General features: G+C 39.7%; 11 protein-coding genes. 6 read left to right on the forward strand and 5 right to left on the reverse strand.

Annotated features, from left to right (window positions below; translation table 11 throughout):
• Window positions 1-35: 35 nt before the first annotated feature.
• Entirely contained in the window at window positions 36-1532 is a 1497-nt protein-coding gene (locus tag K1F36_RS13415; RefSeq protein WP_220114283.1) for an aminotransferase-like domain-containing protein, read from the reverse strand.
• A gap of 94 nt (window positions 1533-1626) precedes the next feature.
• Here K1F36_RS13415 and K1F36_RS13420 point away from each other — a divergent pair, with 94 nt between their 5' ends.
• Both K1F36_RS13420 and K1F36_RS13425 read left to right on the forward strand, forming a co-directional pair.
• Window positions 1627-3459: a TonB-dependent receptor plug domain-containing protein gene (locus tag K1F36_RS13420; RefSeq protein ID WP_220114284.1), complete on the forward strand. Its 1833-nt coding sequence runs from the start codon at window positions 1627-1629 to the stop codon at window positions 3457-3459.
• A gap of 108 nt (window positions 3460-3567) precedes the next feature.
• A complete protein-coding gene (locus K1F36_RS13425; RefSeq protein WP_220114285.1) occupies window positions 3568-4437 on the forward strand; it encodes a cupin-like domain-containing protein in 870 nt (289 codons plus the stop codon).
• A 1-nt stretch (window position 4438) separates the two neighbouring features.
• Here the strand turns inward: K1F36_RS13425 and K1F36_RS13430 are convergent, their stop codons facing one another.
• The 3 genes from K1F36_RS13430 to K1F36_RS13440 form a co-directional block, all read right to left on the reverse strand.
• Window positions 4439-4912 carry a regulatory protein RecX gene (locus K1F36_RS13430; protein ID WP_220114286.1) on the reverse strand — a complete coding sequence of 158 codons (474 nt, stop codon included), beginning with the start codon at window positions 4910-4912 and terminating at the stop codon, window positions 4439-4441.
• Between the two features lie 55 nt (window positions 4913-4967).
• Entirely contained in the window at window positions 4968-6518 is a 1551-nt protein-coding gene (locus K1F36_RS13435) for an Rne/Rng family ribonuclease (RefSeq protein ID WP_220114287.1), read from the reverse strand.
• Between the two features lie 271 nt (window positions 6519-6789).
• A complete protein-coding gene (locus tag K1F36_RS13440; RefSeq protein WP_014032385.1) occupies window positions 6790-7080 on the reverse strand; it encodes an HU family DNA-binding protein in 291 nt (96 codons plus the stop codon).
• A gap of 124 nt (window positions 7081-7204) precedes the next feature.
• On the opposite strand from K1F36_RS13440, the gene mutY reads away from it, so the two are divergent.
• Genes mutY through gldD form a run of 4 tightly spaced genes read left to right on the forward strand, consistent with a single transcriptional unit; the run spans window position 7205 to window position 10618 of the window.
• Window positions 7205-8242, forward strand: a complete 1038-nt coding sequence (gene mutY / locus K1F36_RS13445) for an A/G-specific adenine glycosylase (RefSeq protein WP_220114288.1) — start codon at window positions 7205-7207, stop codon at window positions 8240-8242.
• A gap of 24 nt (window positions 8243-8266) precedes the next feature.
• On the forward strand, window positions 8267-8734 hold the full coding sequence (locus tag K1F36_RS13450) for a single-stranded DNA-binding protein (RefSeq protein ID WP_220114289.1): 468 nt from the start codon (window positions 8267-8269) through the stop codon (window positions 8732-8734).
• A 26-nt stretch (window positions 8735-8760) separates the two neighbouring features.
• On the forward strand, window positions 8761-10071 hold the full coding sequence (locus K1F36_RS13455; RefSeq protein WP_220114290.1) for a gliding motility-associated protein GldE: 1311 nt from the start codon (window positions 8761-8763) through the stop codon (window positions 10069-10071).
• A complete protein-coding gene (gene gldD / locus K1F36_RS13460; protein ID WP_220114291.1) occupies window positions 10061-10618 on the forward strand; it encodes a gliding motility lipoprotein GldD in 558 nt (185 codons plus the stop codon). Before K1F36_RS13455 ends, gldD begins: the two co-directional genes overlap by 11 nt.
• 2 nt (window positions 10619-10620) lie before the next feature.
• Here gldD and K1F36_RS13465 read toward each other — a convergent pair whose 3' ends face one another.
• Window positions 10621-11055, reverse strand: a complete 435-nt coding sequence (locus K1F36_RS13465) for a hypothetical protein (protein WP_220114292.1) — start codon at window positions 11053-11055, stop codon at window positions 10621-10623.
• Between the last annotated feature and the right edge of the window lie 155 nt (window positions 11056-11210).

Here is an 11210-nt window from a genome sequence, read left to right on the forward strand (position 1 = left end):
ATTATCATATTTGCAATATAGATAAATTTGAAGGTTTAAACAGCCAACAATTGTAGGTACGCTTGTTTTAACTTTTCCATTACGATTTTAAGTTCCTCTTCGGTTAAATGCCCATAACCAAAACGTATGGCGCAGATATTTTTATCTTGGTACAGAATTGTTTTTGGCAGGAATAGATCCAGTTTTTCAGCTTCTTCGGCCAGTTTTACCAGGGATATGTGATTTTTAAATCGCAACCACATGGCAAGTCCTCCGGAGGGTATTTGCCAATCAAGTATGTTGTCGAAAAATTCTTTTAAAAAAACGCTTAAAGCATCCCTACGTTGTTTGTAGGTAACAATATTTTTTTTCTTGAGCCGGTATATTTCGCCTTCGGATATCAGTTCAGAAAGCATTTGCTCCTGAATTAAATCTCCTTGGGTATCCAATAATTGCAGGTAATTCTTGGCTTCGGTAATTAATTGTTCTGGTGCCACGACAAACCCTGTGTGAAAACTCGGAAATAAAGACTGGCCCAGTTTACCTAAGTAGATTATATTCCCATTGGCATCTGCACTGGCCATGGGCATCATGGAAGACCCTTCAAACTGAAAATCATGGTCAAAATCGTCCTCGATTATGGCAAAACCATGGGTTTTGGCCAATTGTAGTAACTGCAACCTTCTTTTGGTGCTTAATGTTGTGGTTGTAGGATAGTCCCGGTTGGAGCAAACATAGATACATCGAATATGCTGATGTAAAAAATGCTTTTTTACGTAACCAATATCCAATCCCTCATCATCCACAGGAACTGTTTTTATCTTTGCCCCGGCTTGTTGAAATATCATGTTGGTCATATAGTTACTTAGTTGTCCAACCAGTACCAAATCACCTGGATTTATCAATACCTGCGAAACAATATACAGGCTCATTTCCGTACTGCGGGTATTCAATAAATTGGTTGGTTTTATATGGAAGCCCCTAGTAGTATTTAAGTAGTTGCAAAGTTGTATGCTAAAAACGGAAGGAATCAAGGCATTGGTTGTATTCCATTTGTTGATTAATGGCTTTCGTTTCATTGCAGCGCTATACCACCTAGAAAATTGGTGGACGGGATGTAAACGCAAATCGGGCTTACCATCATTTATGGAATATTTGGCCGCGGTCTCCTCTTTGGTAGATGCTAGATTAAAGGATTGTTGGAACGGGAATCCTGGAATTTTTGGATACTCGTAAACCTGGTTGATATGCTGTGTGGTCGCTTTGATTTTTGATTTGGAATCTTCCGGAACCACCACAAAAGTTCCCTTGTTGGGTATGATGTCTACCCAACCTTGCGAGGCCAATTCATCATAGATGGCCACAGCTGTATTGCGATGAACGTTCAATAACTTACTTAAAGCCCGTGTTCCGGGCAACTTACTACCTTTTTCCAGATAACCACGTTGAATGGCGTTCATGATTTGTTGTGCCACCTGCACATATGCAGGCTGAACAATGGACTTGTCTATAGATGTAAGCTGAACCAACAAATCAAAAACCGGACTATTCATTGTTTTAAAAGCGGACTAGTTTAATCGTCCGGAAAGTTAGGACTTTTACAGCATAAAATTAACCGACTTAAAAACTTACCTTACAGCTTAGACAATGAAGAAGGCTATTTTAATTTCTACGATTTTACTGGTGGGTGCTTTTCAGGCAAAAGCGCAACAAGATGATGACGCTGTAAAAGTGGATTCGTTGAGCGAAGTTGTAGTAACCGCAAACCGAATCAACCTTCCATTTAAGGAAAATTCGAGAACCATAAACCTAATAACCTCTAGTGATATTAAAAATAGTGCAGCGGTCAATGTTGCGGATTTATTGCAACAAGTTGCGGGGGTAGATATTAGAAGACGCGGTACAGGTGGTAGCCAAGCAGATTTGTATATAAGGGGTGGTGGTTTTGATCAAACGTTAGTATTGATTGATGGAGTTAAAATGGACGATGCGCAAACGGGTCATCATACCATGAATGCAGCTTTGCCATTGGAGGTGATAGAAAGAATAGAAATTATAAAAGGTCCGGCAGCGCGGGTTTTTGGACAAAACGCCTTTGCTGGGGCCATCAATATCATTACAAAAAAGAATCTGAACAATTCCGTTTCCTTAAACGTGGAAGCGGGATCTTTTGGACAATTAAATGGTAGCGTTACCGCTGGTGTGGATAAGGAAAACTCGTCTCATATCATACATATCGGAAGGATGACATCTGAGGGCTATAGAAACAACTCAGATTACGATAATGGCAATTACTTTTTAAAAAGCATTTTCAATAAAAATGCACAGCCTATTGAAATGACAGCTACTTTCATGGAGCGCAATTTTGGGGCTGAGAACTTTTACACTACCAATCCTACGTTTAACGAGTACGAAGAAACCCAAAACAGCCTTTTGGCGTTTTCTACCACCTTCAAGAAAAACAAGCTAAAAATACAGCCAAGAATCTATTGGAAACGTAATCAAGATTTATTTCTACTAAGAAGAAATGAGCCTGGTTTCTACAGGAACATGCATATTTCCAACAAGATAGGCGTAGAAACCAATGCTTCTTATGCATCTAAATTAGGAATTACGGGTTTTGGGGTAGAACTTTCAGAAATATATCTTAGAAGTAACAACTTGGGTAACCGAAGCCGTTTCATGTCCAATGTGTTTTTAGAACATCGTTTTAGTATTGCGGACAACAAGTTGGATATTACTCCTGGCGTTGCATTGACCTATTTTTCAGATTTTAAGTTCCGTGCTTTTCCCGGATTGGATATTGGTTATAACCTTACCAATACATTTAAAGTATATGGTAATATTGGCTATACCTACCGCATACCAACGTATACGGATTTGTTTTACAATGATCCAGTTACTAGCGGTAATACAGACTTGGAGCCAGAAGAAGCTTTTGCCCAGGAATTGGGCTTAAAGTACATTTCTCCAAAAGTGAATGCCAGCGTTGCCGTTTTTAATAGGGATGCGGACAACCTTATCGATTTTATCAGAAACAATGTTACCGAGGATATGTTTGTGGCAACAAATATTACTGAGGTAAACACCAAAGGCTTGGAGTTGGACGCTGCTTATAATTTTAAATTTAAGGACTATACCCAAACATTAAGCGTTGGCTATGCGTTTTTGGATGACAATATTTTAGACCAGAATGAAGAATTGTCACGTTACTCTTTAAATACACTTAAGCACCAATACACCACACGATTGAGTACACAATTGTTCAAAAACGTACGTCAGAATATAATTTATAAGTATGCAGAACGAACTACGGGACAAACCTATAATGTTTGGGATGCATCATTGGCTATAAAAGTAAAACAGGCAGAGTTTACCATTACTACAAGTAATATTTTCGATGCAGATTACATAGAGTCTGGTTTTATACCTATGCCACCAAGCAATGTGCTATTTGGTTTGCGATATAGTTTTAAATAGAGTGAAACGAAGCAGCCTAAGAGAAAGGCAAACTGGTTTCCAAGGAATAGATGTCGTAAACATTTAAAAACCTTTTAGTAATTTAGCGATTTCAAATTCCTTGAAATTTTGAAGCTGAACCTTGAACAAATACCTCGGGAGAAAACCCTTTCGAAGAAAGAGTTTATCCAAAAATATTTCAAGCCCCAAAAGCCTGTTGTAATAGAACGCTTTATTGAGGATTGGCCGGCGTATTCCAAATGGAACTTGGATTATATGAAAGAGATTGCCGGGGACAAGGAAGTGCCCCTGTACGATGACCGCCCGGTAAAACACGATGAAGGATTCAACGAGCCACATGCCAAAATGAAGATGGCCGACTATGTGGAACTTCTAAAAAGTGGTCCTACCAAATACCGTATTTTTCTTTGGAACATTTTAAAGGAAGTACCAGAACTCCAAAAAGACTTTTCGTATCCAGACTTTGGACTTCGGTTGATGAAAGGTTTACCGATGCTCTTTTTTGGTGGTGAGGATTCCTACACTTTTATGCACTACGATATTGATTTGGCCAATATTTTCCATTTTCATTTTGAAGGAAAAAAGCAGTGCATCCTCTATTCACAATCCGAAACAAAGTTTTTGTACAAGATTCCGCACTCCCTGATTACGCGTGAAGATATCGATTTTGCCGACCCCGATATTGAAAAATGGCCAGCATTGAAGCATGCCAAGGGTCATGTGACGAACCTGGAACACGGTAATGTGCTCTATATACCCGAAGGGTATTGGCACCATATGAAATATATCACACCTGGATTTTCCATGAGTCTGAGGTCGATTCCCAGAAAGCCCAAGAATTTTGGACAGGCCGTCTATAATATCTTCGTGATGCGGCATTTTGATAATTTGATGCGCAAGCTCAAAGGTCAAGAATGGATTGACTGGAAGAATGAAAAAGCTGTGGAACGCACACAGAAGCTATTGCTGCAAGAGTGATTTATTTGATAAGTTCGCCCACTTTTTCGTAGACCAAATGACTTTCCCAGCCTCGGTAAAGAAGGTAGTCCGCTAATTTCTTCTTTCTTTTGAACGGATTTTTTTCTGTGATTTGGCCCAATCTTTTTTTAGCAAGCTCGTCAAAAGTTGTTAGGTAATCTTCATTTTGTATTTCTGCCAATGCACTTTTGATGTTGTAAGCTGAGATATCGCGAAACTTCAATTCTCTAATAATCCTATTGGTTCCCCATTTTTTAATACTGAATTTGCCACGCGCAAATGCCTTGGCAAAGCGCTCTTCGTTGAGGTAGTTCTCTTGAATCAGGTGGCCCAATATATGGTCAATGGCTTCTGGAATCATGTTCATACCTTTTAATTTTTCCAATACCTCTTTATGGCAGCGCTCTTGGTAAGCGCAGTAGCTTTCCATCTTTTTGGTAGCTTCGTCCAAGGTGTAGCTTTTGGTATGATTCATATTTCAAAAGTACATAAAACAAAAAAAGCGACCCCATTTCTGGAGTCGCTTCTAACTATATTTGAATTTTCTTACCGTCTTTGTCCTTAAAGCTATATTCAAGGTATTTGTATGCGTCCCTAGGTTGTATTTTAACCCATTTTTTATGGGTTTTAAACCACTTGGAACGAATTGAAGGGAATCCTTTGGTAAGGTAAGCCGCAATAAACGGATGTATGTTTAGGACAATTCCGTTTATTTTTTGGTTTCGCTTAAGGATACGCTCCAAATCTACTTGAATCTTATCGATCAAGACAATCGGCGCTTCTACCTCGGCACCCGAAAGATTCGGGTCTTCCTCGCTAGTTTTGATGTTCATTTCCGGACGGACCCTTTGTCTTGTGATTTGGACAAGACCAAATTTACTGGGTGGCAAAATCTTATGTTTGGCTCTGTCGTCCTTCATTTCGTCGCGCAGGTGGTCAAACAGTTTGCGTCTGTGGTCACCTTTGGTCATATCAATAAAATCTACCACAATAATCCCTCCCATATCGCGCAATCGTAATTGCCTGGCAATTTCGGTTGCGGCCAATAGGTTGACTTCAAGTGCGGTATCTTCTTGGTTTTTTGCCTTGTTGGAGCGATTACCACTGTTTACATCAATAACGTGCAAAGCTTCGGTATGCTCGATTACAAGGTAAGCCCCGCGGCTCATGGATGCTGTTCGGCCAAAAGATGTCTTAATTTGACGCTCTATCCCAAATTTCTCAAAAATAGGGGCCGGACCGGTGTACAACTTCACAATGGATTCTTTTTCTGGTGCAATCTCGTGCAAATAATCCTTGATTTGGTTGTAGAGTGTTTCTTCATCGATATGTATTCCGGTAAAGGAATCGTTGAAAACATCCCTAAGGATGGATGATGCCCTGTTCAATTCCACCAAAACTTTGGATGGATGGGGCGCTTTGTGCAATTTTTTGCACATGTTTGTCCATTTGGAAAACAAGTTCTGAAGATCTTTGTCCAGTTCAGCAACTTTTTTGCCTTCTGCTACGGTACGTATGATTACTCCAAATCCTTTCGGCTTGATACTTTTTACAAGCCTGATAAGTCGGTCTTTTTCCTCTTTGCTCGCTATTTTTTGGGATACCGAAACTCTATCGGAAAAAGGTACCATAACCAAGTAACGTCCTGCTATGGAAAGCTCGGAGCTGATTCTTGGTCCCTTTGTTGATATGGGTTCTTTTACTATTTGTACCAGTAATGACTGATTGGCCTTCAACACATCGTTGATACTGCCATTCTTGTCAATGTCTTTTTCAAACGGAAAATTTCTAAGGGAATAATCTTTTAACTTCCCTGTTCTAGCTTTTTTAATGAATTTCAACATGGAGGATAGTTGCGGGCCCAGGTCATGGTAGTGCAGGAACGCATCTTTTTCATAACCTACATTGACAAATGCTGCATTTAGGCCTGTAACAGGTTTTCTTATCTTGGCTAGGAAGATATCCCCTACGGAAAAGTTGTTGTTGTCCTCTTCTTTATGTAATTCTACTAGTTTTCCATCCTTTAGTAAGGCAAAATCGACTGCTTCTGGCGTAGATCTTACGATTAATTCTCTATTCACCTGAATCGATTTTTATTTATCCCGCATGAATTTCGGGATAAATGATTAAACAATATATGGAATCGGCCATTTTTCGGACCGATTGAAATTCGTTTCTTGAATCTCTATGTCAAAGAACGTGATAGGGTAAAACGAAAAAGTAGTTGAAACAACTACTTTTTCTTGTGTCGGTTAGCTCTTCTGCGCTTCTTACGCTTGTGCGTGGCTACCTTATGTCTTTTTCTTTTCTTTCCACTCGGCATATGCTCTTGCTTTAGTGTTGTTAATTATATTATTTTACTTGTACGTTAGTCTTTACGCCTTCCACAAAAACTTTGGCTGGCTTGAATGCAGGGATATTGTGTGCAGGAATTTTAATGGTAGTGTTCTTAGAGATATTCCTACCTGTTTTTTCCGCTCTGGTCTTGATGATAAAGCTACCAAAACCTCTTAAATAAACATTATCACCATTCTCCAAGGATGATTTTACTTCTTCCATAAAGGATTCCACTGTCGCTTGCACATCTCCTTTTTCAATACCTAGTTTCTCCGAGATCCTAGTTACAATATCTGCTTTCGTCATTTTGTATTATTAATTTTCTAATTTTTTTCGGCTTGCAAATATAAACATTATAATTAATCTTTCCCTTTAACCCTTTAATTTTAAGTATATAAACTGATACATTTGGGCTTTATTACTTTCTTGCATGACTTTTGCCCCAAAAATACTGAATTGGTACCGTGAACATCAACGCGATCTTCCTTGGAGACAAACGCGTGACCCGTACAAAGTTTGGCTGTCGGAAATTATTCTTCAACAGACCCGCGTTGCTCAGGGAATGCCTTATTACTTAAGGTTTGTGGAAGCCTTTCCCACCGTTCACGATCTTGCCAATGCCCCCGAGGAACAGGTGTTGAAACTGTGGCAGGGACTCGGGTATTATTCCCGGGCACGCAATTTGCACACAACGGCTAAAATGGTGGCGGAGGATTTTGAGGGGAAGTTTCCCGAAACCTACAAGGGCTTAAAATCGTTAAAAGGAGTGGGTGATTATACGGCAAGTGCCATTGCATCTTTCTGCTTTGATGTTCCGGAACCCGTAGTGGATGGCAACGTGTACCGTGTTTTGTCACGATATTTTGGAATAGATATACCTATAAATAGTACCGAGGGCATCAAATATTTTAAAGAACTTGCTCGTGAAGTGATGGATCCGGAGAACATCCGGGATTACAACCAAGGGATCATGGAGTTCGGCGCAATACAATGTGCACCAAAAAACCCATATTGTTTGCTGTGTCCGCTACAAGAAAGTTGTGTTGCGCTCCAAGAGAACAAAGTTGATCAACTTCCGGTTAAGTTGAACAAAACAAAGATTCGGAATCGGTACTTTAATTATTTGGTGTTATTGGATGATGATGGAAACACCATTTTGGAGCAACGAACAGGAAAAGGGATTTGGCAGAATTTATATCAGTTTCCATTGATTGAATCGGAGAAAATGCTTCAGGCCGAAGCATTGAGGCCCTTGATTCACAAAAAAGATACGGTCCCACAGACAGAATCCATATCATTATATAATAATGAACCAGTCGTACACAAACTATCACATCAACATTTACACACACAATTTTGGATCCTAAAAACTTCTGATATATTAAAGGGAGGAACACCTTGGAAAGAAATCGGAGGTTTTCCCGTACCAGTTTTGATAGCAGATTTTATCAAGACATTGAAAATTTAGTACTTTTGATTAATTAAGAGAGATATGAGCGGAACATTGAACAAAGTAATGCTGATCGGGCATTTGGGAGACGAAGTAAAAATGCACTATTTTGAGGGCGGAAACTGCATCGGTAGATTTCCTTTGGCCACCAACGAAACCTATACCAATAGGCAAACGGGCGAAAAGGTGACCAATACGGATTGGCACAATATTGTAGTGCGCAACAAAGGAGCGGAAATATGCGAAAAATATCTCAGTAAGGGAGATAAAGTTTACGTAGAGGGCCGTTTAAAAAACAGACAATGGCAAGGTGAAGATGGCAATATGAGGTATACCACCGAGGTGCACGTGCAAGACTTTACTTTTTTAACGACCAAGAAGGAAAGTATGGCAAATGCACAATCATCAGGTTCAGGTTCGTCACCTTCCAATTACCAAGAGCCCAGCAACAATCAAGGTTCAGCGTCACCAATCGATAATACAGAAGAAGAGGATGACCTACCATTCTAGAATAAAAAGTCTAAAGCAATACTAAATTGGATCCCGAGCCCCATAGTTTGGCATTTTATCTGTCCACTACCAGTGGAATATTCACTTTAAAGATAGTTGTACTAGTACTTCTTTTGGCCTGCTCCGCATTGATTTCGGCCGCTGAAGTGGCCTTTTTTGGTCTTTCGCAGACCGACTTGAACGAAATGCAAGAGAGCAACTCGTCCCGCGGAAAAATGATTGTGGAGTTATTGGAAAAGCCCAAAAAGCTGTTGGCTACTATTTTAATTACCAATAATGCCATAAATATCGGAATTGTGCTGCTGTTCAGTTCCATTGGCAACACCATTTTTGCCGATATTGACGGAACCCTTCGTTTTTTACTGGAAGTGGTAACGGCGACCTTCTTAATATTGATGTTCGGGGAAATTCTCCCCAAAATATACGCCAATCGTAACCGTGTACAGTTTTCTCAGTTTATTGCTGTTCCGTTGAAAGTGCTCAGCTATATTTTTACACCATTAAGTTCTCCGATGCGTTCGGTTACATTATTTATGGAGGATAAATTGGGGAAGAAAAAATCCAATTTGAGCATAAACCATCTTTCCCAAGCTTTGGAACTGGCCTCTGAAGGTGATACTACCAAAGAAGAACAGAAGATTTTGGAAGGCATAGTAACCTTTGGGAATACTGATGCCAAACAAGTAATGCGACCTCGGATAGATATATTCGCGGTCAATGAAAAGATGAAATTTCCAGAGGTTCTTCTAGAAATAAAAAAGAACGGTTATTCTAGGATTCCCGTGTTTTCGGAGAATATGGACAATGTTTTGGGCGTTCTATATGTGAAGGACTTGTTGCCCTATATTGATAGAAAAACCTTTAACTGGATGTCGCTCATCCGTGAACCCTATTTTGTTCCAGAGAACAAAAAGCTGGACGACTTGCTGTTGGAGTTTCAGGACAAGAAGAACCATTTGGCCGTTGTGGTGGATGAGTATGGAGGGACATCGGGAATTGTAACCTTGGAAGATATTATCGAAGAAATCGTTGGCGATATCAGCGATGAATTTGATGATGAAGACCTTGTATTTTCCAAATTGGACGACCATAACTATGTATTTGATGGAAAAACTACACTGAAGGATTTTTACCGTGTGGTAAAAATTGAAGAAGAAGATGAGTTCGAGAGCAAAAAGGGAGAGTCTGAGACCATTGCCGGATTTGTACTGGAAATTTCAGGAAGCTTTCCAAAATTAGCAGAGAAGGTTTTGTTCAATAATTACACTTTTGTAGTGGAAAGCATGGACAAAAAGAGATTGAAACGCATAAAAGTTACCTTGCCCCATGAAGCATAAGATTTTATTTCTCATTTTAATAGGAACAATGTTCATAGGATGTAAGGAAGAGGTATTACCAAAACCTAAAGCCATGTTGCGATTGGATTATCCTACTGCTGAATATGTGGAATCCGGCCCAGATTGTGTATATACTTTTGATAAGAACACCCTTTCAGAAATAAAAGAAAGTAAAGATTGCTCCATGGTGCTTGATTATCCTATGATGAACGGGTCCATTTATTTGACTTATAAACCTGTCAAAGGAAATTTGGACACGTTGCTTGTGGATGCACAAAAACTATCTTACGAACATGTGGTGAAGGCAGACAACATAGTGGAACAACCATTTATAAATAGAGAAGACGGGGTTTATGGCATGTTCTACGAAGTAAGTGGAAACGCCGCCTCACAATCCCAGTTTTATGTAACGGATAGCATCAATCACTTTGTGACGGGTTCCTTGTATTTTTATGCCAAACCTAATTACGATTCCATTCTGCCTGCGGCGATGTACCTTCAGAACGATATTCGGAGGATCATGGAAAGTCTGCGTTGGAAAAAATAAAATTACTGTACTGTATCCTTGGTCAATAGAGCTTCGGCGCGAGCGATACTACCATTGATTTTTTCCTTCACCACTTTTACCTTTTCTTCTTCCTCATCCAGCCATTGTTGTTTTTCTTCGGAGAGTTCCTTGCCGTTCAAGATTTCCTCATGGTTAAAGCGATCGCCAAAATCTTTCATCCAATCCATCATTGCGGTGTTGGCATCTTGAAGGTCTTTCATGGCCACTTCATATTTTTGGCCCATTTCGGTGGAATCTACTTTTGGCTTAAGTTCTCCGACCAATTTACCTATCGTACTCATTTTAGGCATCACCTCGTCGTGAATGGCCATAACCTCTTTCATTTGGGTTTGTTCTTCAGAGGCTTTTTTCTCTTGCTTGCAGGAAAAACTCAAAAGCAAAATGGTGCATATCAGCAAGGGTAATACTTTTCTCATGGTGTATTGTTTAGTTACAAAAATAACGATATGTGGAATATCAACGCATAATAAATATCTAATAAGTGTTAAGCGACGGTTATAAAGTACGGCACAAAAAAAAGGCGCTATTTAGAGCACTAGTGGTCGGAAGAAATTCCGGCCACTTTAAGTTT

Source organism: Flagellimonas abyssi, from assembly GCF_019457905.1.
In the GTDB taxonomy this organism is placed as follows: Bacteria; Bacteroidota; Bacteroidia; order Flavobacteriales; family Flavobacteriaceae; genus Flagellimonas; species Flagellimonas abyssi.

What these genes read in the sequence shown, in the direction of transcription:
- K1F36_RS13415 (WP_220114283.1), bottom strand. Translation starts at nt 1,532, where the DNA reads ATGAATAGTCCGGTTTTTGATTTGTTGGTTCAGCTTACATCTATAGAC.
- K1F36_RS13420 (WP_220114284.1), top strand. Translation starts at nt 1,627, where the DNA reads ATGAAGAAGGCTATTTTAATTTCTACGATTTTACTGGTGGGTGCTTTT.
- K1F36_RS13430 (WP_220114286.1), bottom strand. Translation starts at nt 4,912, where the DNA reads ATGAATCATACCAAAAGCTACACCTTGGACGAAGCTACCAAAAAGATG.
- K1F36_RS13450 (WP_220114289.1), top strand. Translation starts at nt 8,267, where the DNA reads ATGAGCGGAACATTGAACAAAGTAATGCTGATCGGGCATTTGGGAGAC.
- gldD (WP_220114291.1), top strand. Translation starts at nt 10,061, where the DNA reads ATGAAGCATAAGATTTTATTTCTCATTTTAATAGGAACAATGTTCATA.
- K1F36_RS13440 (WP_014032385.1), bottom strand. Translation starts at nt 7,080, where the DNA reads ATGACGAAAGCAGATATTGTAACTAGGATCTCGGAGAAACTAGGTATT.
- mutY (WP_220114288.1), top strand. Translation starts at nt 7,205, where the DNA reads ATGACTTTTGCCCCAAAAATACTGAATTGGTACCGTGAACATCAACGC.
- K1F36_RS13465 (WP_220114292.1), bottom strand. Translation starts at nt 11,055, where the DNA reads ATGAGAAAAGTATTACCCTTGCTGATATGCACCATTTTGCTTTTGAGT.